Below are 24,254 nucleotides of genomic sequence, written 5' to 3'. Positions count from 1 at the left end.
CGGTGAAGTCGTCTGAAGACAAGAATTAAATATCAGAAGTCGTCTTTCTTTGACCTTAACCAGGCAAATCGCTGAATAGAGTGTTGCAAATTTGTTTCTTTGTCTATTTCTTTAATTAAATCATCATCATCCGTTCGAAGAAATAAATTAATAAGGCGCTCATTTTTCAGAGTTACGGGGAGTGTTTTTTGGTTTTTTGCACGTAACTCATTAACTTTGTGGTAGTAATCGTTTATCTCCCTATCATGGGGAAGGATGCTTATTGCAAACTTCATGTTTGCTAAAGTGTACTCATGTGCGCAACATATTAATGTTTCGTCAGGAAGGGCGCTAATCTTCTTAAGTGATTGATACATCTGCTCTGCGGTCCCTTCGAATAGTCTGCCGCAGCCGCCAGAAAACATTGTATCGCCACAAAATAGATAAGGTGCGCTGTAGAAACAGATGTGTCCTAAAGTGTGACCTGGCGTGGCAAAAATAGAAAATTCGCGGCCCAAAACAGCGAGGCTATCTCCGTCCTTCACGACGTGGGTTGCGCCCTTATCCTGGGTTTCTGCCGGTCCGTAAACCACCAGGTTCGGGAGTTTTTCCCGCAGTTGTTTAACGCCGCCAACATGGTCGCGGTGGTGATGCGTCAACAAGATAGCTTCCGGCTGCCAGCGGTTTTGTTCGATGGCGGCGAGCACGGGCGCGGCTTCTCCGGGATCGACTATCAGGCAGCGCCCGCTATCTTCACTAAGAACCCAGATGTAGTTGTCCTGAAATGCGGGAATACTGATAAGATTCATAAATTACCTCTAATGCGTAGCGGAAGGTTGCGATGAAGCCGGCAAGGATACCTCATACAGTTACAGCGCCAGAGCACTGGTCCAGCATGCCGTGGGGCGAATACTACCGCGAATCGCTGGAACGGCAGATGAAACCGTGGCTCACTAAATTATATGGCTTTCATTTACTTAAGATTGGCAATCTGAGCGCGGAAATCAATACCGAAGCCTGCGCGATTTCCCATCAGGTGAATGTCTCTTTGCAGGGGAATCCTGTGCAGGTAAAGGCCGATCCGCTGCATTTGCCTTTTGCCGAAAAGTCGGTAGATGCCTGCCTGCTGGCGCATACCTTACCGTGGTGCAGCGATCCGCATCGACTGCTGCGGGAAGCGGACCGGGTGCTGATTGACGATGGCTGGATAATTTTAACCAGTTTTAATCCTGTAAGCCTGATGGGGTTACGTAAACTGGTGCCGGTGTTACGCAATAAGCCCCCCTATAACAGCCGCATGTTCACCTTAACGCGTCAGATGGACTGGCTGGGGTTGCTGAATTTTGAAGTTATGCACTACGGGGGCTATCAGGTCCTTCCCTGGTCGCGCCACGGGGGGAAAATCCTCAGCACGCATCTACCGGCGTTGGGATGTCTGCAGCTCATTGTTGCCCGTAAACGCACTATCCCATTGACGCTAAACCCGATGAAATCGGGCAAAGCAAAAAAACGGATACCGCAGGCGGTAGGCGCCACGCGTCAGTGGCGCAAGGGGCAGAATTAACTTTCTGCCTGATAACCGATGTCGTCCCGGGTTGGGTTAGATGCTGCCGCGCGCGCCAGTTCGTCGCAACGTTCGTTTTCCGGATGTCCGGCATGGCCTTTAACCCATTCCCATTTTATCTTGTGTTGACCCAGCGCGGCGTCCAGGCGCTGCCAGAGATCGACATTTTTTACCGGTTTCTTGTCGGCCGTTTTCCAGCCGCGTTTTTTCCAGTTGTGGATCCACTGCGTAATCCCCTGACGCACATACTGGCTGTCGGTACTGAGGATCACTTCACAATGTTCTTTCAGCGCTTCCAGGGCGACGATGGCGGCCATCATCTCCATGCGGTTGTTCGTTGTAAGGTTAAAGCCTTCGCTAAAAGTTTTTTCCTTCCCGCGATAGCGTAAAATCGCACCGTAGCCGCCAGGACCTGGATTTCCCAGGCAAGAACCATCGGTGAAAATTTCTACCTGTTTGAGCATCTCTGGTAGACTTCCTGTAATTGAAATCGATACGTAAAACGGTAAGTCTGACATAAATGACCGCTATGAGCACTGCAATTACGCGACAGATCGTTCTCGATACCGAAACCACCGGTATGAATCAGATTGGTGCGCACTATGAAGGGCACAAGATAATTGAAATCGGTGCGGTGGAGGTGATCAACCGCCGCCTGACCGGAAACAACTTCCACGTCTATTTAAAGCCGGACCGGCTGGTGGATCCTGAAGCGTTTGGCGTCCACGGTATTGCGGACGAATTCCTGATGGATAAGCCCGCGTTTGGTGATGTGGTCGATGAGTTTCTCGACTATATCCGCGGCGCGGAGCTGGTCATCCATAACGCATCGTTCGATATCGGCTTTATGGACTATGAATTTGCTAAGCTAAATCGCGGAATTCCGAAGACGGATACCTTTTGTAAGGTGACCGATAGCCTGGCCCTGGCGCGTAAAATGTTCCCGGGCAAGCGTAACAGCCTTGATGCCCTCTGTTCACGTTATGAAATAGACAACAGCAAGCGAACGCTGCACGGGGCGTTGCTCGATGCCCAGATTCTGGCCGACGTTTATCTGATGATGACCGGTGGCCAGACGACGATGGCTTTCTCAATGGAAGGGGAAGGGCAGCAGCAGGCCGGAGAAATGGGCATTCAACGCGTTGTGCGCGCCGCCAGCAAATTACGGGTGGTTTACGCCTCTGATGAAGAGCTGATGAACCACGAGTCGCGGCTCGATCTGGTGCAAAAGAAAGGCGGAAGCTGCCTGTGGCGGGCCTGATTTACCCATAAACGCGCTAAAAATAGTCTGTTGGGTGATTTTTGCAGCAAGCGATTCAAAAATGAAGAAAAAGCGTTGACGGAGTAGAGGGGAATCCGTAATATTCGCCTCGTTCCCAAGGGAACAGTAAGTGGAGCGGTAGTTCAGTCGGTTAGAATACCTGCCTGTCACGCAGGGGGTCGCGGGTTCGAGTCCCGTCCGTTCCGCCACTATTCAGAAAGCCTGAATCAGCAATGATTCAGGCTTTCGTCGTTTTAGCCTGCAGAACACATTCTCTTCCCCGTCTTCGCCAGCCATCCGTTGCGCCGGTCTGACAACGTTTGCCCGCGAGCCTGGCGTTAACAGCATTCATATTCTCGTTCCGCGCTGCGGGCGTTTACCTGCAGGGCTTTGGGGCGAGCGGGCGGGATAGCGCTGGTTTGAGGCATAAAAAGGGAGCCTGGGCTCCCCTGCCAGTCTGGCTTTAGCTGAGCGTGAAGGGATCAGCGTCCTGCCAGGCCGGAAACTTCTCGCGATACTCTTTTAGCGACGTCAGCGAAAGCTCAGCATCCAGGCGAGTCGCCTGATGCGGTTCGGCCGTCGCGATAATCTCACCCTGCGGCGTGATTATCCGACTATCGCCCCGGTAATGGTGTCCGTTGCCATCGGTGCCGACGCGATTGCATCCGGCAACATAAGCCTGATTTTCGATAGCTCTGGCGACCAGCAGCGACTGCCAGTGCATTGAGCGCGGGGCGGGCCAGTTGGCAACATACAGCGCTAAATCGTAGTCGTTATGGTTGCGTGACCACACGGGGAAGCGCAGGTCGTAGCATACCAGCGGCAGAATTCTCCAGCCGCGCCAGGCAAAAATGACCCGCTCGTTACCCGCTGCGTAATGATGATGTTCATCCGCCATGCGAAACAGGTGGCGTTTGTCATAGAAATGGATTTTACCGCCGGGCTCAACCAGCAAGAAGCGGTTAACCGGACCACGGTCCGTTTGCAGCGCGGCGCTACCGGCAATCAGCGCGTTGGTTTGGTCGGCTTTAGCTTCCATCCAGGCTACCACTTCCTCTTGCGACAGCGACTGTTTTGCTGCTTCCATCGCGAAACCGGTGGTGAACATTTCGGGTAAAACAATGAGGTCACGCCCGGTAATCCCTTCCAGTTGACGATCGAAATGGCGCAGGTTGGCGGGACCGTCCATCCACACCAGCGGTTGTTGTAAAAGGGTAATTTTCAGTCCGGGCACGGTGGTGAACTCCAGTATGATGAGAGGAATTATAATGACTTTAACACCATATCAGCCGATGGACGGCTCAGGGAATATTTTGTAAAAGAATGACAGCCCTGGAAATACCTTCCGCTGAATTGTCAGAAAAAAGAGAGGCGGGGAAGTCCCCGCCTCGATCGTGATGGGTTTATTTTTTTGTTTTTAAGCCGCTTCGATCTTGCGCACTTTCTCCGGCAGCTTTACCGGGCGGGTCGCCAGCTCATCCGGGGCGAAATCGTCGACGTTAATGCTGCGCAGTCGGCTGGTTTCCGCACGGACCAGTATGTCCGCCTCGTCCTGATTGATTAGCCCTTTTGCCAGCGCGTTGCGGGCCAGTTCATCAAGACGCGTAAACGACAGATTCTTGCCCAGCTCTTTGCACAGGCGCTGGTGGATAGGGTCTGCTGCCATAACATCAAGCAGCGCTTCTTCCAGCAGGCCAACCGGATTATGCTCGCTCGGCGTCAGATACTGACCGCGGCCGATACGCGAACGCGTCGCGCTCGGAACCTGCAGGATTTTCGCTACCTTATGATCCAGCTTGTCTGAAGGCGCCAGGTAATGACGTCCGGTCGGGAAGATTGCCACGCGAAGCGCCCCAGCGACCAGACGATTCGGGAAGTTCACCAACAGATCGTCAATCGCCTGCTCGGCCTGATACAGCGCATCCTGCACCCCCCAGTGAACCAGCGGTAAGTCCGCTTCGTTACGCCCCTCATCGTCATAGCGTTTCAGGACCGCCGACGCCAGGTAGAGCTGGCTCAGCACATCTCCCAGACGCGCAGAAATTCTTTCACGACGCTTCAGACTACCGCCCAGTACCGCCATTGAGACATCGGACAGCAGAGCCAGGTTGGCGCTCAGTCGGTTCATATGTTGATAGTAGCGACGAGTGGCATCGCGGGTCGGCGAGCTGCTGGTGAGACCGCGGGTCAGGCCCAGCCAGAAACTGCGTACCTTATTGCTGCCCACGTGCCCGATGTGTTTAAACAGCAGCTTATCGAAAGCGTTAACGTCGTTATTCTGCGCGGCCGCCATTTCATCCAGCACGTACGGATGGCAACGAATCGCACCCTGGCCGAAGATCATCATGCTGCGGGTCAGGATATTCGCCCCTTCAACGGTGATGGCGATCGGCGCGCCCTGATAGGCCCGCGCCAGGAAGTTTCCGGTGCCGAGCATAATGCCCTTACCGCCGGTAATATCCATTGCGTCAATAATGGAACGCTGACCACGGTGAGTACAGTGATACTTCACAATTGCCGACAGTACCGCTGGTTTTTCGCCAAGCATAATGCCGTAGGTAATCAGCGAGGCGGCGGCATCCATTACGTAGGCGTTGCCTGCGATACGCGCCAGCGGTTCTTCGATCCCTTCCATTTTACCGATAGAGATTTTGAACTGGCGGCGAATGTGCGCGTAGGCGCCGGTAGCCATGGCGACGGATTTCAGGCCGCCGGTAGCGTTTGACGGCAGGGTGATGCCGCGTCCCACGGATAAACACTCAACCAGCATCCGCCAGCCCTGGCCGGCCATCGACGGGCCGCCAATAATGTAATCGATAGGAACGAAAATATCTTTCCCCTGGGTCGGGCCGTTCTGGAACGGAACGTTCAGCGGGAAATGGCGACGCCCGATTTCAACGCCGGGGGTGCTGGTGGGGATGAGCGCGCAGGTGATGCCCAGCTCCTCTTCTCCACCCAGCAGGCGGTCTGGATCGGAGAGTTTAAACGCCAGCCCCAGTACGGTGGCGATAGGCGCAAGGGTGATATAGCGTTTGTTCCAGGTCAGGCGCATACCCAGCACCTGCTGGCCCTGCCATTCGCCCATGCAGACGACGCCGGTATCCGGAATGGCGCCGGCATCTGAACCCGCTTCCGGGCTGGTCAGCGCGAAGCACGGGATCTCCTGGCCGCGAGCCAGGCGCGGCAAATAGTGGTTTTTCTGTTCTTCTGTACCGTAATGCTGCAGCAGCTCGCCCGGGCCTAATGAGTTCGGCACGCCGACGGTAATCGCCAGGATCCCGGAGACGCCCGATAGCTTTTGCAGTACGCGAGCCTGCGCGTAGGCGGAGAATTCCAGCCCGCCGTACTCTTTCTTAATGATCATCGCGAAGAAGCGATGCTCTTTCAGATAGGCCCACAGCTCCGGCGGCAGATCGGCCATCTCGTGGGTAATTTCGAAGTCGTTCGCCATACGGCAGGCTTCTTCGACCGGGCCGTCAATAAAGGCTTGTTCTTCAGCGGTGAGGCGCGGCTGCGGATAGTTGTGCAGTTTCTGCCAGTCGGGGTTGCCGCGGAACAGATCGCCTTCCCACCAGGTTGTGCCAGCGTCAATCGCTTCTTTCTCGGTGCGCGACATCGGCGGCATGACCTTACGGAAAGCGCGGAACGCCGGGACTGAAATCATGGATTTACGCATCGGCGCAAGGTTAAACGGCAGTAAAACGATCGCCAGCGGAATCAGCAGCCAGATATTCCACAGCCCCGCAGCGCCGAGTGCGGCGGTCCAGACAAGCAAAATCGCGCTGCTCAGCAGCAGATTGATTCGGTGATAGAAGAGCGCACCGAGTAAAACAACGGTTGCAACAATACTCAAAATCATCATAGAGAAATGCTCCCTGTCTTGTAGGAGGTCTGACCACTTGTGATGATATGGTTGTAGTGGATGTAATTTGTTTTAGCAATGTGTTTACAAAATAATTACAACCTTGCTCACATTGTTGTACGGAAATGCGGCACATAAAATCAAAAGCACAGGGGATTGCATTGCGTGCTGCTTCTCGCTGCGTCGGCTATCCGGTAAACTGCCTGGGTTATCCCACAAATACTGAAGGATTATCCTCATGTACCAGGATCTTATTCGTAACGAACTGAATGAAGCCGCTGAAACGCTGGCTAACTTTCTGCAGGACGAAGCCAACATTCACGCGATTCAGCGTGCTGCGGTGCTGCTGGCGGATAGCTTTAAAGCTGGCGGCAAAGTCCTTTCCTGCGGTAACGGCGGTTCGCACTGCGATGCGATGCATTTTGCGGAAGAACTGACCGGGCGCTATCGTGAAAATCGCCCCGGCTATCCGGCCATTGCGATTTCCGACGTGAGCCATCTCTCTTGCGTCAGCAATGATTTCGGCTATGAATATGTTTTCTCTCGCTATGTAGAATCAGTGGGTCGTGCAGGCGACGTATTACTGGGGATCTCTACTTCCGGTAATTCAGGTAATGTTATCAAAGCGATTGAAGCCGCCCGCGCCCAGGGGATGAAAGTGATTACTCTGACCGGGAAAGATGGCGGTAAAATGGCGGGGTCAGCGGATGTAGAAATTCGCGTACCGCATTTTGGCTACGCCGACCGTATTCAGGAAATCCATATTAAAGTGATTCATATCCTGATTATGCTGATCGAAAAAGAGATGGTTAAAGCTTAAAAGGCTATTTTGTTAGCCATTTTGAACCCGGGCAGTGCTCAAAATCCTCACGTACATCAAGTACGCTCCGGTTTCTGCGCGCTGGCCGTGTCCAAACTGGCTGCACCAATAACGCCTTTTATGTTTCAGTAAGTGGTATGAGGTGATCTATGTGCGAATTGCTCGGGATGAGCGCGAATGTGCCCACAGATATTTGCTTCAGTTTCACCGGGCTGGTGCAGCGCGGTGGCGGAACCGGGCCACATAAAGACGGCTGGGGCATTACGTTTTATGAAGGTAAGGGCTGTCGCACATTTAAAGATCCGCAGCCTAGCTTCCAGTCGCCCATAGCAAAGCTGGTGCAGGAATATCCTATCAAGTCCTGCTCGGTCATCGCCCATATTCGCCAGGCCAACCGAGGTATCGTTGCGCTGGAAAACACTCACCCCTTTACCCGGGAGCTATGGGGGCGCAACTGGACCTACGCCCATAACGGTCAACTGGAGGGGTATGAGAGCCTCGAGACGGGAAGTCTGCATCCTATCGGGGAGACCGACAGCGAAAAGGCCTTCTGCTGGCTGCTGCACAGCATCACCGAGCGCTATCCGGAAATGCCGGGCGATATGGTTGAGGTATTCAGATTTATCGCCACGCTTGCCGGAGCGCTGCGTGAAAAAGGCGTTTTTAACATGCTGCTCTCCGACGGGCGCTACGTGATGGCGTTTTGCTCGACGAATTTATACTGGATTACGCGAAGGGCGCCGTTTGGCGTAGCCACGCTGCTGGATCAGGATGTAGAAATTGACTTTCAACGCGAGACCACACCGAATGATGTGGTCTCCGTTATCGCCACTCAGCCGCTTACCGGCAACGAAACCTGGAATAAAATTATGCCAGGCGAGTGGGCGTTATTTTGCCTCGGGGACCGAGTAGTTTGACGCGAGCTGCGGCTGCACAACTTCGTGGCTGAGCGGTTTGCTCACCACGTAGCGGCCATTGGCTACCGAAACCACCGGCGGCTTATGCGTCTGCCGGAAGTAGTCGTACCCGGGTTTCAGCTGCTGCCAGAAATCCGCGAAGTAGGAAAATTTGTGACGCGCCATGTTGGCGTCGGTCATGCGGAAAGGATAAATGCTCACCTGAACGTTGGGCTGGCCGAAGACTAACGCGCCGGTGACGAACTGGAAGATTTCATCAATGCCGGTATCGGTCATGGCGTAACAGCCAACGGATACGCAGGCACCGTGAATCATCAGATACTTTCCTTCATAGCCATGCGCGCGATCGTAGGCGTTCGGGAAACCGATATTGATCGCTTTGTAGAAACGGCTGTCGGGTTTAAGCTGATTGCGGGAAACGTTATAGAAACCTTCGGGGCTCTTGAAATCGCCCTGGCGCTGCTTTGGACCGAGCCCGCCGGAGTAGTTACAGATCCGGTAGCTGTCGAGAAGCTGGTAGGTTTCGCCCATCTTGACGTAAAGATCGAGCATGCGCTCTTCTTTGAAGATCTCAATGTAGACCGGCGAACCCATGAGCTGCTGCTTATACTCTTTGCTCATCGGCGTTGTCGAGCTGTTACTGCTAAGTAGCCCTGCGAATGAAACGCACGGCAACAGAAGCATCGCAATAAATAATGCGATTTTGCGCATACTACTTGTTCCTTGATAAAACAAATAACCACATTGCCAGGACGGCAAGAGAGACCCGAAATCAGAGTTTTCTGGTTTTAGAGCGCTCACATTAGCATCACGGCATTTTTTCGCAAGCACGACGTGCCACGTTTACGTTTTAGTTTTCCGTTATAGCGAATATTCAGGTAAAGCGCAGTCAGAACTTTGCGTAATAGCTCGCATTTTAGAACGACTTAATGGCAGTTTGTCTACAGGCGCTGCTCACGAAATGTTACACTTGCTCCGCTAAATACTCAGGGTAAGAAAGGATGCTTCTCTCCCGTCTTGTGAATCACCAGGACTACGATGTTCCTTTCTTCCTCTTATTTTCCATTAATTATGCTGGCCTCGGTCTGATACCGGGGTTTACGTAACGGATACCTGCTAACGATATGATTAAAATCACGAAAGGGCTGAATTTGCCCATAGCTGGCATGCCATCACAGCAGATTTCTTCGAAGACTGCGGTCAAGCGCGTTGCGCTGTTGGGTGAAGAGTACATCGGTATGCGCCCCTCAATGGCGGTGCGTGAAGGAGACCGGGTACAAAAAGGTCAGCTTCTGTTCGAAGATAAAAGAAATCCTGGCGTGCGATTTACTGCCCCTGCGAGTGGAACCATCAGCGCCATTCATCGCGGCGAACGGCGGGTTCTGCAATCGGTCGTTATTGACGTAGATGGCGATGATGCCGTTCACTTTCCCCGCTATGAATTAGCCGATCTTGCCGCGTTGACGCGCGAGGCCGTGCAGCAGCAACTGGTGGAGTCGGGGATGTGGACGGCGTTTCGCACCCGCCCTTTCAGCAAAATACCTGCGCCGGGCAGCGTTCCAGCGGCCATATTTGTCACCGCCATAGATACGAATCCACTGGCGGCAGACCCTCAGCCAATCATTCTGGCCCAGCGCGAGGCTTTTGACGCGGGCTTAACCCTGTTGACGCGGTTGACCGACGGTAAGGTCCACGTCTGCCAGGCCAGCGGTGGCAAGCTTGGCGGGCATCCCGTGGGCCAGGTGACCTTCAACCAGTTTGCCGGGCCGCATCCGGCCGGGCTGGTCGGGACCCACATCCATTTTCTCGAGCCGGTTAGCCTGAAAAAGCAGGTCTGGCATCTTAACTATCAGGACGTTATCGCCGTTGGCAAATTGTTCCTTGAAGGGGAGTTGTCTAGCGAACGTATCGTTGCGCTCGGCGGCCCGCAGGTGAAAGAGCCTCGTTTATTAAAGACCTGCTCTGGCGCCAGCCTTGATGAACTGCTGGCAGATGAACTTCTGGATGATGAAAACCGCGTTATTTCTGGTTCAGTCCTCAGCGGAACGCATGCTCAAGGGCCCCATGCTTTTCTTGGCCGCTTTCATTTACAGATAAGCGTCGTAAAAGAGGGGCGTGAGAAAGAGCTGTTCGGCTGGGTAATGCCCGGGAAAGATAAATTTTCCATCACCCGCACCACGCTCGGCCATTTTATGAAGCGTAAGCTATTTAATTTCTCGACGGATACCAACGGCGGCGAGCGGGCTATGGTGCCGATTGGCAACTATGAGCGAGTGATGCCGCTGGATATTCTGCCCACCATGCTGCTGCGTGATTTGCTGGCGGGGGATACCGACAGCGCGCAGGCGCTGGGCTGTCTGGAACTGGATGAAGAAGACCTGGCGCTTTGCACCTACGTATGTCCCGGCAAGTATGAATATGGCCCGGCATTGCGCAGCGTGTTAACCCAGATAGAGCAGGAAGGATAAGTGATGGGCTTAAAGCAACTGTTTGACAAAATTGAGCCGCACTTTACGCACGGCGGCAAGCTGGAAAAATACTATCCGCTGTTTGAAGCGACGGCGACGCTGTTCTACACCCCCGGGCAGGTCACGCGCGGCGCGGCGCACGTCAGAGACGCCATCGATCTCAAGCGGATGATGATTCTGGTGTGGTTCGCCGTTTTCCCGGCGATGTTCTGGGGAATGTATAACGTTGGCCTGCAGACCATTCCTGCACTGCATAAATTATACGGCGCTGAGCAGCTGCAGCAGGTTATCGCCGGGAACTGGCACTACAGCATCGCGCAGTGGTTGGGGGTGAACTTCACCGCTGACGCCGGTTGGCTCAGTATGATGACCCTGGGGGCGGTATTTTTCCTGCCTATCTACATCACCGTGTTTCTTGTCGGCGGGTTCTGGGAAGTCTTGTTTGCTATCGTGCGCAAGCACGAAATAAACGAAGGCTTCTTCGTAACGTCAATTCTGTTCGCGCTGATTGTGCCGCCATCGCTGCCGCTATGGCAGGCCGCGTTCGGGATCACCTTCGGCGTCGTCATGGCCAAGGAGATTTTTGGCGGAACCGGGCGTAACTTTCTCAACCCAGCCCTGGCGGGGCGCGCGTTTTTATTCTTTGCCTGGCCGGCGCAAATTTCCGGCGACCTGGTGTGGACTGCGGCGGATGGTTTCTCCGGCGCGACGCCGTTATCCCAGTGGGCAAGCGGCGGCGGTGAATCGCTGGTTAACGTCTCTACCGGCCAGCCGGTAAGCTGGATGGACGCCTTCCTCGGCAATATCCCGGGGTCGATTGGCGAAGTCTCGACGCTGATGATTCTCATCGGCGGCGCCATCATCATTTTTGGTCGCGTGGCCTCGTGGCGCATTGTCGCAGGGGTTTTCATCGGCATGGTGGCCACCGCGACGCTGTTTAACTTTATAGGCTCTGATACCAACCCGATGTTTGCCATGCCGTGGTACTGGCATCTGGTGCTCGGCGGTTTTGCCTTCGGCATGATGTTTATGGCGACGGACCCGGTGTCCGCGTCGTTTACGGATAAAGGTAAATGGAGCTACGGCCTGCTGATCGGCGTGATGTGCGTCCTGATCCGCGTGGTCAACCCGGCCTATCCGGAAGGGATGATGCTGGCGATCCTCTTCGCCAACCTCTTCGCGCCGCTGTTTGATTACCTGGTGGTGCGGGCCAATATTAAGCGGAGGAAATCGCGTGGCTGAGAATAAAAGTAACGATAGCATCGGCAAAACGCTGCTGGTGGTGCTGGTGCTTTGTCTGGTCTGCTCAATTGTGGTCGCCGGTTCTGCCGTGGGGCTAAAATCGCGCCAGCAGGAGCAGCGCGCTCTCGATAAACAGCGCAATATCCTGGCGGTTGCCGGTCTGATGAAGCAGGGAATGAGCGCAGATGAAGTGGCTGACATTTTTAAGGCCCATATCTCTCCGCGTTTAGTCGATTTAGCCAGCGGTGAGCTGCTGGATAAAGATCCGGGCAAGTTTAATCAGGCCCAGGCCCTGAAAGACCCTCAGCAGAGCCTACAGCTGGAGGCGAGCCAGGATCCTGCCGGTATCAAACGCCGCAGTAATATTGCCGAAATTTACCTGGTGCGCGATGAAAAGCAGCAGATTCAGGAAGTGGTACTGCCTATTTACGGTAATGGCCTGTGGTCGGTGATGTACGCTTTTGTGGCGCTGGAAACCGATGGCCGCACGGTCAAAGGGATCACCTATTACGATCACGGTGAAACGCCGGGGCTGGGCGGGGAAATTGAAAACCCCAACTGGCGCCAGCAGTTCGTCGGGAAACAGGTGCTTGATGATAAAGGGATGCCTGCGCTGAGAATCGTCAAAGGCGGCGCGCGTCCTGGCGACCTGCACGCCGTTGATGGCCTGTCGGGCGCAACGCTGACGTCAAACGGCGTGCAGCATAGCTTTGATTTCTGGATGGGCAAACTGGGCTTTGGTCCATTCCTGCAAAAGGTGCGAGAAGGGGAGCTGAATAATGGCTGATTTGGGCGACATGAAAGAAATGAAGCGCGTGCTGGTGGGGCCGCTTATCGCTAATAACCCTATCACCCTGCAGGTTCTGGGCGTCTGTTCCGCGCTGGCGGTGACTACCAAGCTGGAGACCGCTTTTGTGATGACCATCGCGGTGACGCTGGTTACGGCATTCTCCAGCATGTTTATCTCCATGATTCGCCACCATATTCCGAATAGCGTGCGCATCATTGTGCAGATGGCGATTATCGCTTCGTTGGTGATCGTCGTCGATCAGGTGCTACGCGCGTTTGCCTATGAGATCTCAAAACAGCTTTCGGTTTTCGTCGGTTTGATCATCACTAACTGTATCGTGATGGGGCGCGCCGAAGCCTATGCCATGAAATCGCCGCCGTTGGCGAGCTTTATGGACGGTATTGGCAACGGTCTGGGATACGGGGCGATCCTAATCATCGTCGGTTTCCTGAGAGAGCTGATCGGCAGTGGTAAGCTATTCGGTATTACCGTGCTGGAAACGGTGCAGAACGGCGGCTGGTACCAGCCAAATGGCCTGTTTCTTCTGGCGCCCAGTGCGTTCTTCATTATCGGTTTGTTGATTTGGGCGGTGCGCAGCTGGAAGCCTGAACAGCAGGAAAAGGAGTAACCGATTATGGCTCATTATATTAGCCTGTTTGTCCGCGCCGTGTTTGTTGAAAATATGGCGCTGGCCTTCTTTCTTGGGATGTGTACTTTCCTCGCGGTATCGAAAAAGGTCTCGACCGCTTTCGGACTCGGCGTGGCGGTAACGGTCGTACTTGGGCTGGCGGTGCCGATCAATAATCTGGTGTATAACCTGGTGCTGCGCGACGGTGCGCTGGTTGAAGGCGTCGACTTAAGCTTTCTGAACTTTATCACCTTTATTGGCGTGATTGCCGCGCTGGTGCAAATCCTGGAGATGATCCTCGATAAGTACTTCCCGACGCTCTATAACGCGCTGGGGATCTTCCTGCCGCTGATCGCCGTCAACTGTGCGATCTTTGGCGGCGTCTCCTTCATGGTGCAGCGTGACTATAACTTCACCGAATCCATCGTTTACGGCTTTGGCTCCGGCATCGGCTGGCTGCTGGCAATTGTGGCGATGGCGGGCATTCGTGAAAAAATGAAATACGCAAACGTGCCTGCGGGTCTGCGCGGGTTAGGGATCACCTTTATTACCACGGGTCTGATGGCGCTGGGCTTTATGTCATTCTCCGGTGTGCAGCTATAAGGGCGGAAAGTATGGAAATAATTCTTGGCGTAGTGATGTTCACGCTGATCGTCCTGGTACTATCGGGGCTGATACTGGCCGCGCGTTCGAAATTAGTGAATGCGGGCGACGTGGTCATTGAAATCAATAACGAAGCGGATAAACAAATTCGTACTCCGGCCGGCGACAAGCTGCTGAATACGCTCTCCAGCAACGGTATCTTTGTTTCATCCGCCTGCGGCGGCGGCGGCTCCTGCGGCCAGTGCCGGGTGACGGTGAAAGAGGGCGGCGGTGATATTCTGCCTACCGAACTGTCTCATATCACCAAGCGTGAGGCGAGAGAGGGCTGCCGTCTGGCCTGCCAGGTCGCGGTGAAGCAGAACATGAAAATTGAGCTGCCGGAGGAGATTTTTGGCGTTAAGAAGTGGGAGTGTGAAGTTATCTCGAACGATAACAAAGCCACTTTTATCAAGGAGCTGAAGCTGCGCGTGCCGGACGGTGACGCGGTTCCGTTCCGGGCCGGCGGGTATATTCAGATCGAATGCCCCTCGCACAAGGTTGCCTATGCCGATTTTGACGTTCCGGACGAGTATCGCGGCGACTGGGATAAATTTAACCTTTTCCGCTACGTCTCTGACGTGAAGGAGCCAACGCTACGCGCCTACTCCATGGCTAACTATCCGGAAGAGAAGGGTATCATCATGCTCAACGTGCGTATCGCAACGCCGCCGCCGCAGGTACCTGATGCGCCTCCGGGGATCATGTCCTCCTATATCTGGTCGCTGAAGCCGGGCGATAAAGTGACGATTTCCGGGCCGTTTGGGGAATTTTTTGCCAAAGAAACGGATGCTGAGATGGTCTTTATCGGCGGCGGAGCGGGGATGGCGCCGATGCGCTCGCATATTTTCGACCAGCTTAAGCGGCTGCACAGCAAACGTAAAATCAGCTTCTGGTACGGTGCGCGCTCTCTGCGAGAAATGTTCTATGATGACGAATTCGAGCAGCTGGCGCGGGAAAACCCGAATTTTACCTTCCACGTGGCGCTCTCCGATCCGCAGCCGGAAGATAACTGGACCGGCCATACCGGCTTTATTCATAACGTTCTGTATGAAAACTATCTGCGCGATCACCCGGCGCCGGAAGATTGTGAATTCTACATGTGCGGGCCGCCGGTGATGAACGCCGCGGTCATTAAAATGCTTAAAGATCTCGGCGTTGAGGATGAAAACATCATGCTGGACGATTTTGGAGGCTGATGATGCTGACGGTATTTGTCGCGACCTTCGTGATTTTCGCGCTGGTTATCCTGGGAATGTCGCTTGGTTATCTGATTAAGCGCAAAAGTATTCAGGGCAGCTGCGGCGGGATCTCATCGCTGGGTATGGAAAAGGTCTGCGACTGTCCTGAGCCCTGCGATGCGCGCAAAAAACGCCTGGCTCGCGAAGCGCAGCGCAAGCAGGATCGCATCCTATAATCAGCAGGCCGCACCGTGCGGCCTTTTTTGATTTACCAGGTTTTCGCTTTCGCCGGCGAGTCTACCATCACGCCGTCGGCGCCCAGCTCGCTTGCGGTACGAAAATCATCGGCACTATTAATGCCGAAGAAGACAATATGGGCTTTGCCCTGTGAGCGGAAACAGTCCATAGCTTCTTTATCCCAGGTGAGCGTGGCTGGCGATACGCCTTCGCCCAGCGTGAACTTCTCCACTATTTCTACCTTGCGTTTCAGCTCCAGACCGTACCAGTATTCATTGCCCGACGCCGCAGTTGGCTGGCACTGGTGGCTAAGCGAAATATTAGCCAGCTTCGTTCGCGTTTCGCCCCGGCTGACGAAATGGGGGATAGATGCTGGCAGCGCCGCGATATAGCGGTCTTCCGTTGAATACACCCGTACGCGCGAGAGGCTATTGGTCTTTTGCAGTACTTCGCTAAGACGCGCCGCCATGATGGCCGGATCTGCATCAGGCGATTTGATATCGATGTAAAAGAAGGTCTGCGGCCACTGTTCCAGTACCGATTGCAGCGTTGGAATGGTTGCGTTTTTACCGCGCCAGGGGTGAGTTTCACCGCCCCATGTCCATCCCGCGTCCATACGGGTCAGCTCGGCAGCGCTGAAGCTTGAGATTTTCCCCGTATGGTCAGTCAGCGCGGACAGATCGCTCGGGCGATATAAGACCGGAACGCCATCCTGGCTTAATTGTACCGTTATCCAAATCGCCTCGGCCTTATTCTCCAGCGCAAGTTTTATCGCCGGAAGGGTATTTTCCGGCGCATCGCCGGTGCCTCCCCGATGGGCAATGAGCTGCGGCGCGGCGCAGGCGCTGCTGGCAATAAGCAAACCAAGCGCAGTAAGTATTGATTTCATGATTGCATTCACCTTATATACTCATATAACTATATGAAAAGTAACTTATATTTATTGCATTTTTATGTTGTAGCACGTTTTTCAGGATAGTGGATTTAAAAAGATTAAATTTCGCCGTATTTTGCTATACTGTATGCATGTACAGTCTAAGGTTTGGCTATGCGTAAAATCATCCACGTTGATATGGACTGCTTCTTCGCGGCGGTGGAAATGCGTGACAACCCGGCACTGCGCGACATCCCTATTGCCATTGGCGGCAGTCGGGTGCAGCGCGGTGTTATCAGTACGGCTAACTATCCGGCGCGTAAATTCGGCGTGCGCAGCGCCATGCCAACCGCCACCGCGCTCAAACTTTGCCCCCACCTGACGCTGCTTCCCGGCCGCTTTGACGCCTATAAAGAGGCGTCGAACCATATCCGGGAGATTTTTTCCCGCTATACCTCGTTAATCGAACCATTATCGCTGGACGAAGCCTATCTCGACGTTAGCGACAGCGTTCATTGTCAGGGGTCGGCGACGCTGATGGCGCAGGAGATCCGCGAGACCATCCATCGTGAGCTAAATTTGACCGCCTCCGCAGGAATTGCGCCGGTAAAATTTCTCGCAAAAATCGCCTCGGATCTGAATAAACCCAACGGTCAGTTTGTTATTGCGCCGCATCAGGTCGCGGAGTTTGTCAAAACGTTGCCGCTATCGAAGATCCCTGGCGTCGGCAAGGTTTCCGCCGCGAAGCTCGAGAGCATGGGGCTGAGGACCTGTGAAGATGTGCAGAACAGCGATCTGGCGATGCTGCTCAAGCGCTTTGGTAAATTTGGGCGGATACTGTGGGAACGCAGCCAGGGGATTGATGAACGAGAAATCAGCAGCGAGCGCCAGCGCAAATCGGTGGGCGTTGAACGAACCCTGATAGAAGATATCCACGAATGGGCGGAGTGTGAATCGATTATTGAGAACCTCTACCCGGAGCTGGAACGGCGACTGGCGAAGGTTAAACCGGATTTGCTGATTGCCCGTCAGGGGGTCAAGCTGAAGTTTAATGATTTTCAGCTCACCACCCAGGAACATGTCTGGCCCCGGCTGAATAAAGATGATTTGATTTCTACCGCGCATAAAGCCTGGCACGAGCGGCGCGGAGGTCGGGGAGTAAGGCTGGTGGGGCTGCACGTGACGCTGCTTGATCCGCAGCTGGAGCGGCAACTCGTTTTGGGATTGTAACGATGTTAACGATAAGAATGTACGAAGAGCGGGATTTTCCGGCGCTATGCGCACTATTTTTACGCGCCGTTAAAGAGACCGCCAGCGCCGACTATTCCCCCCGGCAAATTGCCGCCTGGGCGCAGGTTGATGAAGCCCGCTGGCGGCAAAAACTCGCGGCGTCACGCGTACTGGTGGCAATAAATGATGCCTCGCCGGTCGGGTTTATTACCGCCGTGGATGACTATATCGATTTACTATTTGTCTCTCCCGACTATAGCCGCCAGGGCGTCGCCAGCGCGCTGCTTAATACGCTATTGAGGCAGCTTCCTGAGCGCGCTTATACGGTAGAGGCCAGTATTACGGCAAAGCCCTTTTTTGCGCGTCACGGCTTCACCGTTATGCAGCCACAGGAAGTGACGGCGCGGGGTGAACAATTTCTTAATTATTTGATGCGGCGGCAAATCGACCCCACATACAGCGCGTGACAGGTATGCCCGGATGCGGTTACCACAATCGGCACGGCGTGCTTTCGCTCGGTCATTTTATAAAGAAAAGGCCCACTCTCTGCGGAGTGGGCCTGTGTTGTCTTACTTCGCCGGAATGGATTTCAGCAGTTCAGTCAACAGCGTCCAGTACTGGCCCACGCTTTCGATATGAACCTGCTCATCCGGGGAGTGAGGACCGGTGATGGTTGGCCCGATAGAAACCATGTCCATATCCGGATACGGTTTTTTGAACAGCCCGCACTCCAGGCCCGCGTGGATAATCTGGATGTTCGGCGTCTTGTTGAACAGACGCTGATAGGTTTCACGCACCAGATGCATCACCGGCGAGTTGGCGTCCGGCTGCCAGCCCGGGTAGGCGCCTTTCGCTTCGGTTTTCGCACCGGCCAGCTTGCCCAGCGAATCCAGCATGCTCACGACATAATCTTTGCCGCTGTCGATCAGCGAGCGAATCAGGCAGTGAATCTGCACGTTGTCGCCGGTCATGGTCACCACGCCGACGTTCAGCGAGGTTTCCACCACGCCTTTTGCCACATCAGAGTTGCGGATGACGCCGTTTGGCGTGGCGTTCAGCAGACGCACAAAGGTATCACGAGATTGGGCCGTCAGCGCAGGCTGCTCGTTAGCAACCGACTCCAGCAGCACAGTCAGGTTTTTCTCTTTGGCCGCCAGCTCGTTTTTCAGGATCGCCTGGTACTCATTAGCCAGCGCTTTCAGCGCGTCCGCTTTATCCGCGGCCACGGCGACTGTCGCGAACGCTTCACGCGGGATCGCGTTGCGCAGGGTGCCGCCGTTGAAATCGACCAGGCGTAGATCCAGCTCTTCAGCATGGCCTGCGAGGAAGCGTGCCAGCAGCTTGTTGGCATTACCTAAACCAACATGGATCTCGCCGCCGGAGTGGCCGCCTTTGAGTCCTTTAAGGGTCAGCTTAAAGCTCTGGAAACCGGCCGGAACGGCTTCACGGGTCAGCGCCAGGTCAGAGGTGAAGTCGATACCCCCCGCACAGCCCATGTAAATCTCACCTTCTTCTTCGGAGTCGGTGTTGATCAGGATATCCGCCTGCAGCCAGTTGGCCTGCAGGCCAAACGCGCCGTCCATACCGGCTTCTTCCGTCATGGTCAGCAGCACTTCCAGCGGGCCGTGAACCACGTTGTCGTCAGCCAGTACCGCCAGCGCGGAAGCCATGCCAATACCGTTGTCGGCGCCCAGGGTGGTGCCGCGCGCTTTGACCCACTCGCCGTCGATGTACGGCTGAATCGGGTCCTTAGCGAAGTCATGAACGGTATCGTTGTTTTTCTGCGGCACCATATCGAGGTGCGCCTGCAGCACAACCGGTTTGCGGTTTTCCATACCGGCAGTCGCGCCTTTACGAATCAGAATGTTGCCAACCTGGTCGCGTTCCGCGTGTAAGCCTTTTTCTTTTGCCCAGCCCATGATGTGCTCAGCGAGCTGTTCTTCGTGATAGGAGGGGTGAGGAATAGAGCAGATTTTGGCAAAAATATCCCACAGCGGCTGCGGGGATAATTGAGACAGTTCAGACACGATAAGTCTCCTTACAATCACCTGCAAAAGTCGTTTGCAGATCGAGGGGTTAGCAATCAAATACACTACAAGCCCGGGCTTGCGCGATGGGGTTGAGAATACCACTTTCCGTGTACTCTGGTAGTGTAAACCACGTAAAAAGAGTCGTCGTGGCCGCTTAACGCTGGTTTTTAGCGCGTCAGATCTCTATAATCTCGCGCAACCATTTTCCCCCTCGAACATTATTTAAGCCGTATTACACAGGCTGGGACACTTCACATGAGCGAAAAATACGTCGTCACCTGGGACATGTTGCAGATTCACGCCCGCAAGCTGGCCACACGCCTGCTGCCGGTTGAACAGTGGAAAGGCATTATTGCCGTTAGCCGCGGCGGTCTGGTACCGGGAGCACTACTGGCGCGTGAACTGGGTATTCGTCATGTTGATACCGTTTGCATCTCAAGCTATGACCACGATAATCAGCGTGAACTGACCGTGCTGAAACGTGCGGAAGGCGATGGCGAAGGCTTTATCGTGATCGATGACCTCGTCGACACCGGCGGTACCGCCGTAGCCATCCGCGAAATGTATCCGAAAGCACATTTTGTCACTATCTTCGCAAAACCGGCCGGTCGCCCGCTGGTTGATGATTATGTTGTTGATATTCCCCAGGATACCTGGATTGAACAGCCGTGGGATATGGGCGTGGTGTTCGTACCGCCTATCGCAGGTCGTTAATTTCCAGTATAAATGCTAATTACCACGCCCGGTTTTGCCGGGCGTGGTTTTTTTTACCCTTGCGCAGGTTACAATAGCTTCAGTGGCAACATGATGGAGGCTGCACATGTCCCAGGCTAACCTTAGCGAAACGCTGTTTAAACCCCGATTCAAACATCCGGAAACCTCCACGCTGGTGCGTCGGTTTAATACCGGAGCGCAGCAACCGATCCAGTCTGCGCTCAGCGGTAATCACGTTGATCACTGGTATCGATTGATTAACCGCCTGATGTGGATCTGGCGTGGCGTGACGCCGCAGGAAATCCTCGACGTGCAGGCGCGCATCGTCATGAGCGATGCCGAGCGAACCGACCCGGAGCTTTACGATACGGTCGTTGGCTATCGCGGCGGCAACTGGATCTTTGAATGGGCCAAACAGGCGATGGACTGGCAGCAGAAGGCCGGTCAGGAAGAGAATCTGCTCGTGAGCGGTCGTCACTGGCTCCATGCGGCAAACCTTTACAGCATTGCCGCCTATCCGCACATCAAGGGCGATGAGCTGGCGGAACAGGCGCAGGTGCTGGCATACCGGGCTTATGAAGAAGCCGCTCAGCGCTTGCCCGGCAAGCTGCGAGAGCTGGAGTTCTCTATCCCCGGCGCCGCGCCGATCACCGGTTTCCTGCATATGCCGCCAGGCGATGGGCCGTTCCCGACGGTACTGATGTGCGGCGGGCTTGACGCGCTACAGACCGACTATTACAACCTGTATGAAAACTATTTTGCGCCGTTGGGTATCGCTATGCTGACCGTGGATATGCCTTCCATCGGTTTCTCCTCAAAATGCAAGCTGACCCAGGATACCAGTCTGCTGCACCAGTATGTGCTGCAGCATCTGGCTAATGTGCCCTGGGTCGATCATACCCGCGTGGCCGCCTTTGGTTTCCGTTTCGGCGCGAATATCGCCGTGCGGCTGGGCTATCTTGAGTCCCAGCGCCTGAAGGCGGTGGCCTGCCTGGGGCCGGTGGTACACGGCCTGCTGGTGGACCCGCTGCATCAGGGGCGGGTGCCGGAGATGTATCTTGACGTTCTGGCTTCGCGGCTGGGGATGCATGACGCTTCCGACGACGCGCTGCGCGTTGAGCTTAACCGCTATTCCCTGAAGGTTCAGGGGCTGCTGGGACGCCGCTGCCCCACGCCGATGCTCTCAGGCTTCTGGAAAGACGATCCGTTCAGCCCGGAGGAGGAGTCGCGGCTGATTACTTCATCATCATCCGACGGCAAGCTGCTGGAGATCCCGTTCAATCCGGTCTATCGCAATTTCGATCACGCGCTGCGGCAGATCGCCCGCTGGATTAGCCATAGATTTAGTTAATATATTGCTAAATTCTATCGATTTGGTAACGTCATGGCATCACTAAAGGAGATCGCAATGACGTTACCGAGTGGACACCTGAAGAGTAAGCTGATTAAGAAATTCACGGCGCTTGGCCCTTACATCCGTGAGGAGCAATGTGAAGACAACCGCTTCTTTTTCGATTGCCTGGCTGTTTGCGTCAACGTAAAACCAGCGCCTGAAAAACGCGAGTTCTGGGGATGGTGGATGGAGATGGAAGCGCAGGAATCGCGCTTCACCTATAGCTATCAGTTTGGATTGTTCGACAAAGAGGGCGTCTGGCGTCCGGTCGCGATTGACGATCCTGAAGTCACTGAAAAGCTTGAAAAGACGCTACGTGGTTTTCACGAACGAGCCGAAGCGTTACTGGCGACGTTCAGTCTTAAGCTGGAGCCCGCCGATGATTTTAGCGAACCGGTTAAGCTGAGAGCCTGAGTTCCGGTCAGCGGCTGTCATCCTGCTCGCAATAAAACCCGCGTTTCGACCAGCGCGGGTTTCCTTCCCAGGCAAACCCGCGCTAAATACCGTTTAATACCCGAAAGGGTTGACCGACGGCAATCATTCCTGCAGCCAGATCTTTGGTCACTACCGTGCCTGCCCCAACCTTGACGTTGTCACCCAGCGTGACCGCGCCAATCACCACGGCGTGGGCGCCAAATTCGACGTTATCGCCGATGCGCGGGCTGTCGCCCTCACGGCCCTGACTGTCGGTCACGCTGCCAATCGTGACGCCCTGGCGCAGGGTGCAGTTCTGGCCGATGACCGTTCCCCGATTAATCACGATGCAGTGCGGATGATACAGCTTCAGCCCATAGCCAATGCGCGCTCGCCACGGCAGCTCAATGCAAAATAAACACTCGTTAATCACGATATTGAGAATAACGAAGGGGATCCCGCAGATCTTCCACAGAGGGTTACGGCTGCGATAGAGCGTCGCCAGACGATAAAGCAGAACCGCGATTTTCGCTTTTATGCCGCCGCAGGATTTGATTTCCCGGGCGACCAGCCTGATAGCCTCAAACATGGTTATTCCTTAAGGTTAAACGAAGCCAGTGAATACCATCCATCACCGGTTTTACCTTCGTTAGCGAGTTGAATACGCGGCTGGCCCTGATAATTGGTCAGAGCCGCTTCCAGACGATATTGGCCGCCCGGGAGTCCGGCAGGCAGCGGCAGCGTAGCGCTGCTGTGATGTTCGCCGGGCAGCCACTGGCGAACGTCATCCGCCGTTTTGATTTGCGTAACGGTAGTTCCGGCGTCATTGACTATCCGCCATTGCACAAGGTACGGGAGATAGGCTGGCGCGACGCCGTCGTTACGCCAGGTGACGTTTAGCGTAAGCGGCATGCCGCTGCGTACGGGCGTATCCCATTCCAGCTGACCCACCCGGTAGCGGTAGCCGATTCGCAATAACGCGCTATCAACGATATCGCGATACGCTGCCGGCACCGGACGCGATTTCAGATTCAGGGTACTGGCGTGCTGCGCTAATGCCCAGTCGAAGCTTGCCTGGACCTCTTCGCGGGTATAGTGCTGCACGCTTTCCCACTCCGCCATATAACCGCAAATTTCCAGGCTAACGGGGGCGTGCTGCCAGCTATCATTAAACCCGGACCACGCCGTCTGCGCCGCGGCCAGGCGTTGAGGATAATCATCGCGCATATGGCTCCACTCTGGAGAAAAGTTATGCCAGTCTCCCCAGCAATCCGCACGCCACCCCGCGCCTTTTTGGCTGGCCCAGGCCAGCGAATTACCGCCGCTGATTAACATGATTTTGGGCGTTTTCGGGAAACTGCTGAAGTGCATATCAACGTAGCGATTGAGCTGCTCCGGAGCGTACTTTTCCAGCAACGGCGCAACGTCAGGGAAATTGGAGTTGTGCCATTCCCCCCACGAACCCACCATGCCGATATCGACAAACCCGAGGTTCGGATTGCCGTCATAACGCGCGCCGAGGGCGTTAAGCAACTTTTGCGCATAGGCGATAAAGGTCGGATCGCTGAGGTCCGGCACAAAGGTTTTGCCATTTTCGACCCATTGTCCCTGAATGCCTTTTTTGATAAGCCAGGCGGGGATTTTCGAGCCCGATTGCGGTTCATCGAGCGCCATGAAACGCAATCCGACGTTCATCGCCGGCTGATGCCGGGCGGCGACGCTGAAAGCACGATCGATCGGCGCAAAATCATAGACGCCTTCTTCAGGCTCCAGATCGCTCCAGTAAAAGCGATCGTATTCAAACCCGGTGTCCGGATACTCTTTCAGAGAGGGTTTCTGACCATAACCATCGTGGAAACTGGCCACGCCGATCCCTGGGTTCGTCAACAGACCGGTAAAGGCCGGCGGGGTGATAACCGTGCGTTCAGCCAGCACTGCCGCTGAGGGTATGACTCCGGCCAGCAGTAGCGCCACCAGGCGCGCGGCGCGGCGCAGCGAAAAAGAGCTCATC

General features: G+C 54.8%; 25 protein-coding genes and 1 tRNA gene. 17 read left to right on the top strand and 9 right to left on the bottom strand.

The features are described from left to right. Positions 1-32 precede the first annotated feature (32 nt). Complete coding sequence (gene gloB / locus ABLU96_RS06020) at positions 33-788, bottom strand: hydroxyacylglutathione hydrolase (protein WP_064405236.1); 756 nt, start codon at positions 786-788, stop codon at positions 33-35. A gap of 32 nt (positions 789-820) precedes the next feature. On the opposite strand from gloB, the gene ABLU96_RS06015 reads away from it, so the two are divergent. Further along, positions 821-1,543, top strand: coding sequence for a class I SAM-dependent methyltransferase (locus ABLU96_RS06015; protein WP_064405234.1), 723 nt, complete (start codon positions 821-823; stop codon positions 1,541-1,543). Here the strand turns inward: ABLU96_RS06015 and rnhA are convergent. Continuing rightward, positions 1,540-2,007: a ribonuclease HI gene (gene rnhA, locus ABLU96_RS06010; protein ID WP_004129160.1), complete on the bottom strand. Its 468-nt coding sequence runs from the start codon at positions 2,005-2,007 to the stop codon at positions 1,540-1,542. The two genes, ABLU96_RS06015 and rnhA, sit on opposite strands and share 4 nt — an antisense overlap. Before the next feature lie 65 nt (positions 2,008-2,072). Between rnhA and dnaQ the strand changes: the two genes are divergently transcribed. Beyond that, positions 2,073-2,804 (top strand): DNA polymerase III subunit epsilon, encoded by a 732-nt coding sequence (dnaQ, locus tag ABLU96_RS06005; protein WP_025108466.1) that lies wholly within the window; start codon positions 2,073-2,075, stop codon positions 2,802-2,804. 132 nt (positions 2,805-2,936) lie between these two features. Beyond that, a tRNA-Asp gene (locus ABLU96_RS06000) sits at positions 2,937-3,013 on the top strand. 254 nt (positions 3,014-3,267) lie between these two features. On the opposite strand, the gene ABLU96_RS05995 is transcribed toward ABLU96_RS06000, so the two are convergent. Together ABLU96_RS05995 and fadE are read right to left on the bottom strand one after the other, a co-directional pair. Further along, entirely contained in the window at positions 3,268-4,038 is a 771-nt protein-coding gene (locus ABLU96_RS05995; protein WP_014837467.1) for an amidohydrolase, read from the bottom strand. A 183-nt stretch (positions 4,039-4,221) separates the two neighbouring features. After that, complete coding sequence (gene fadE, locus ABLU96_RS05990) at positions 4,222-6,666, bottom strand: acyl-CoA dehydrogenase FadE (RefSeq protein ID WP_014837468.1); 2,445 nt, start codon at positions 6,664-6,666, stop codon at positions 4,222-4,224. A 238-nt stretch (positions 6,667-6,904) separates the two neighbouring features. On the opposite strand from fadE, the gene lpcA reads away from it, so the two are divergent. After that, entirely contained in the window at positions 6,905-7,486 is a 582-nt protein-coding gene (lpcA, locus tag ABLU96_RS05985; RefSeq protein ID WP_004099149.1) for a D-sedoheptulose 7-phosphate isomerase, read from the top strand. Positions 7,487-7,635: 149 nt separating this feature from the next. Next, on the top strand, positions 7,636-8,403 hold the full coding sequence (locus ABLU96_RS05980) for a class II glutamine amidotransferase (protein WP_004847917.1): 768 nt from the start codon (positions 7,636-7,638) through the stop codon (positions 8,401-8,403). On the opposite strand, the gene dpaA is transcribed toward ABLU96_RS05980, so the two are convergent. Next, entirely contained in the window at positions 8,374-9,114 is a 741-nt protein-coding gene (gene dpaA, locus ABLU96_RS05975) for a peptidoglycan meso-diaminopimelic acid protein amidase (RefSeq protein ID WP_014228031.1), read from the bottom strand. The two genes, ABLU96_RS05980 and dpaA, sit on opposite strands and share 30 nt — an antisense overlap. 413 nt (positions 9,115-9,527) lie before the next feature. Here dpaA and ABLU96_RS05970 point away from each other — a divergent pair, with 413 nt between their 5' ends. From ABLU96_RS05970 to nqrM, 7 genes are read left to right on the top strand one after another with little or no spacing between them, the layout of a single operon-like run. After that, on the top strand, positions 9,528-10,871 hold the full coding sequence (locus ABLU96_RS05970) for a Na(+)-translocating NADH-quinone reductase subunit A (protein WP_004847919.1): 1,344 nt from the start codon (positions 9,528-9,530) through the stop codon (positions 10,869-10,871). A gap of 3 nt (positions 10,872-10,874) precedes the next feature. After that, a complete protein-coding gene (locus ABLU96_RS05965; RefSeq protein ID WP_004847922.1) occupies positions 10,875-12,113 on the top strand; it encodes an NADH:ubiquinone reductase (Na(+)-transporting) subunit B in 1,239 nt (412 codons plus the stop codon). Further along, a complete protein-coding gene (locus ABLU96_RS05960; RefSeq protein ID WP_004847924.1) occupies positions 12,106-12,900 on the top strand; it encodes a Na(+)-translocating NADH-quinone reductase subunit C in 795 nt (264 codons plus the stop codon). The genes ABLU96_RS05965 and ABLU96_RS05960 overlap by 8 nt, the downstream gene beginning before the upstream one ends. Next, the gene (locus tag ABLU96_RS05955) at positions 12,893-13,531 is read left to right on the top strand and encodes an NADH:ubiquinone reductase (Na(+)-transporting) subunit D (protein WP_004099162.1); all 639 of its coding nucleotides are present in this window, start codon (positions 12,893-12,895) and stop codon (positions 13,529-13,531) included. The genes ABLU96_RS05960 and ABLU96_RS05955 overlap by 8 nt, the downstream gene beginning before the upstream one ends. A 6-nt stretch (positions 13,532-13,537) precedes the next feature. Further along, a complete protein-coding gene (gene nqrE / locus ABLU96_RS05950; protein ID WP_004847929.1) occupies positions 13,538-14,134 on the top strand; it encodes an NADH:ubiquinone reductase (Na(+)-transporting) subunit E in 597 nt (198 codons plus the stop codon). Between the two features lie 11 nt (positions 14,135-14,145). Continuing rightward, on the top strand, positions 14,146-15,369 hold the full coding sequence (gene nqrF, locus ABLU96_RS05945) for an NADH:ubiquinone reductase (Na(+)-transporting) subunit F (RefSeq protein WP_004847931.1): 1,224 nt from the start codon (positions 14,146-14,148) through the stop codon (positions 15,367-15,369). A 2-nt stretch (positions 15,370-15,371) separates the two neighbouring features. After that, the gene (gene nqrM / locus ABLU96_RS05940) at positions 15,372-15,587 is read left to right on the top strand and encodes a (Na+)-NQR maturation NqrM (protein WP_004847934.1); all 216 of its coding nucleotides are present in this window, start codon (positions 15,372-15,374) and stop codon (positions 15,585-15,587) included. 32 nt (positions 15,588-15,619) lie between these two features. Here the strand turns inward: nqrM and ABLU96_RS05935 are convergent, their stop codons facing one another. Continuing rightward, entirely contained in the window at positions 15,620-16,477 is an 858-nt protein-coding gene (locus ABLU96_RS05935; protein ID WP_025107267.1) for a glycerophosphodiester phosphodiesterase family protein, read from the bottom strand. A 159-nt stretch (positions 16,478-16,636) separates the two neighbouring features. Here ABLU96_RS05935 and dinB point away from each other — a divergent pair, with 159 nt between their 5' ends. Then, a complete protein-coding gene (dinB, locus tag ABLU96_RS05930; RefSeq protein WP_025107266.1) occupies positions 16,637-17,692 on the top strand; it encodes a DNA polymerase IV in 1,056 nt (351 codons plus the stop codon). A 2-nt stretch (positions 17,693-17,694) separates the two neighbouring features. Continuing rightward, positions 17,695-18,159, top strand: coding sequence for a GNAT family N-acetyltransferase (locus ABLU96_RS05925; RefSeq protein WP_064405227.1), 465 nt, complete (start codon positions 17,695-17,697; stop codon positions 18,157-18,159). Between the two features lie 102 nt (positions 18,160-18,261). Here ABLU96_RS05925 and pepD read toward each other — a convergent pair whose 3' ends face one another. Continuing rightward, entirely contained in the window at positions 18,262-19,719 is a 1,458-nt protein-coding gene (gene pepD / locus ABLU96_RS05920) for a cytosol nonspecific dipeptidase (protein ID WP_025107264.1), read from the bottom strand. Between the two features lie 258 nt (positions 19,720-19,977). Between pepD and gpt the strand changes: the two genes are divergently transcribed. The 3 genes from gpt to crl all read left to right on the top strand — a co-directional run bounded on the left by gpt (position 19,978) and on the right by crl (position 22,243). Then, positions 19,978-20,436 carry a xanthine phosphoribosyltransferase gene (gene gpt, locus ABLU96_RS05915; protein WP_004129200.1) on the top strand — a complete coding sequence of 153 codons (459 nt, stop codon included), beginning with the start codon at positions 19,978-19,980 and terminating at the stop codon, positions 20,434-20,436. A 106-nt stretch (positions 20,437-20,542) separates the two neighbouring features. Continuing rightward, a complete protein-coding gene (gene frsA / locus ABLU96_RS05910) occupies positions 20,543-21,787 on the top strand; it encodes an esterase FrsA (protein ID WP_004129202.1) in 1,245 nt (414 codons plus the stop codon). A 57-nt stretch (positions 21,788-21,844) separates the two neighbouring features. Next, positions 21,845-22,243 (top strand): sigma factor-binding protein Crl, encoded by a 399-nt coding sequence (gene crl, locus ABLU96_RS05905; RefSeq protein WP_004847949.1) that lies wholly within the window; start codon positions 21,845-21,847, stop codon positions 22,241-22,243. 82 nt (positions 22,244-22,325) lie between these two features. Here the strand turns inward: crl and ABLU96_RS05900 are convergent, their stop codons facing one another. Both ABLU96_RS05900 and ABLU96_RS05895 read right to left on the bottom strand, forming a co-directional pair. Further along, positions 22,326-22,832, bottom strand: coding sequence for a serine acetyltransferase (locus ABLU96_RS05900; RefSeq protein ID WP_049084249.1), 507 nt, complete (start codon positions 22,830-22,832; stop codon positions 22,326-22,328). Between the two features lie 2 nt (positions 22,833-22,834). Beyond that, positions 22,835-24,253, bottom strand: coding sequence for a DUF4832 domain-containing protein (locus ABLU96_RS05895; protein WP_064405224.1), 1,419 nt, complete (start codon positions 24,251-24,253; stop codon positions 22,835-22,837). Position 24,254: the final 1 nt, after the last annotated feature.

The organism is Klebsiella sp. CN_Kp106 (assembly GCF_040064575.1).
Taxonomy (GTDB): domain Bacteria; phylum Pseudomonadota; class Gammaproteobacteria; order Enterobacterales; family Enterobacteriaceae; genus Klebsiella; species Klebsiella michiganensis.
Note: the sequence above shows the minus strand (reverse complement) of the source record. Positions and strands in the feature narration are given on the sequence as shown.

Bases quoted from the DNA above. Each gene is read 5' to 3' on its own strand.
- nqrF (WP_004847931.1), top strand. From the start codon at position 14,146: ATGGAAATAATTCTTGGCGTAGTGATGTTCACGCTGATCGTCCTGGTA.
- rnhA (WP_004129160.1), bottom strand. From the start codon at position 2,007: ATGCTCAAACAGGTAGAAATTTTCACCGATGGTTCTTGCCTGGGAAAT.
- ABLU96_RS05935 (WP_025107267.1), bottom strand. From the start codon at position 16,477: ATGAAATCAATACTTACTGCGCTTGGTTTGCTTATTGCCAGCAGCGCC.
- ABLU96_RS05965 (WP_004847922.1), top strand. From the start codon at position 10,875: ATGGGCTTAAAGCAACTGTTTGACAAAATTGAGCCGCACTTTACGCAC.
- ABLU96_RS05970 (WP_004847919.1), top strand. From the start codon at position 9,528: ATGATTAAAATCACGAAAGGGCTGAATTTGCCCATAGCTGGCATGCCA.
- dinB (WP_025107266.1), top strand. From the start codon at position 16,637: ATGCGTAAAATCATCCACGTTGATATGGACTGCTTCTTCGCGGCGGTG.
- ABLU96_RS06015 (WP_064405234.1), top strand. From the start codon at position 821: ATGAAGCCGGCAAGGATACCTCATACAGTTACAGCGCCAGAGCACTGG.
- ABLU96_RS05955 (WP_004099162.1), top strand. From the start codon at position 12,893: ATGGCTGATTTGGGCGACATGAAAGAAATGAAGCGCGTGCTGGTGGGG.
- gloB (WP_064405236.1), bottom strand. From the start codon at position 788: ATGAATCTTATCAGTATTCCCGCATTTCAGGACAACTACATCTGGGTT.
- fadE (WP_014837468.1), bottom strand. From the start codon at position 6,666: ATGATGATTTTGAGTATTGTTGCAACCGTTGTTTTACTCGGTGCGCTC.
- gpt (WP_004129200.1), top strand. From the start codon at position 19,978: ATGAGCGAAAAATACGTCGTCACCTGGGACATGTTGCAGATTCACGCC.
- ABLU96_RS05980 (WP_004847917.1), top strand. From the start codon at position 7,636: ATGTGCGAATTGCTCGGGATGAGCGCGAATGTGCCCACAGATATTTGC.
- dpaA (WP_014228031.1), bottom strand. From the start codon at position 9,114: ATGCGCAAAATCGCATTATTTATTGCGATGCTTCTGTTGCCGTGCGTT.
- nqrM (WP_004847934.1), top strand. From the start codon at position 15,372: ATGCTGACGGTATTTGTCGCGACCTTCGTGATTTTCGCGCTGGTTATC.
- ABLU96_RS05895 (WP_064405224.1), bottom strand. From the start codon at position 24,253: ATGAGCTCTTTTTCGCTGCGCCGCGCCGCGCGCCTGGTGGCGCTACTG.
- lpcA (WP_004099149.1), top strand. From the start codon at position 6,905: ATGTACCAGGATCTTATTCGTAACGAACTGAATGAAGCCGCTGAAACG.
- ABLU96_RS05925 (WP_064405227.1), top strand. From the start codon at position 17,695: ATGTTAACGATAAGAATGTACGAAGAGCGGGATTTTCCGGCGCTATGC.
- dnaQ (WP_025108466.1), top strand. From the start codon at position 2,073: ATGAGCACTGCAATTACGCGACAGATCGTTCTCGATACCGAAACCACC.
- crl (WP_004847949.1), top strand. From the start codon at position 21,845: ATGACGTTACCGAGTGGACACCTGAAGAGTAAGCTGATTAAGAAATTC.
- ABLU96_RS05900 (WP_049084249.1), bottom strand. From the start codon at position 22,832: ATGTTTGAGGCTATCAGGCTGGTCGCCCGGGAAATCAAATCCTGCGGC.
- frsA (WP_004129202.1), top strand. From the start codon at position 20,543: ATGTCCCAGGCTAACCTTAGCGAAACGCTGTTTAAACCCCGATTCAAA.
- nqrE (WP_004847929.1), top strand. From the start codon at position 13,538: ATGGCTCATTATATTAGCCTGTTTGTCCGCGCCGTGTTTGTTGAAAAT.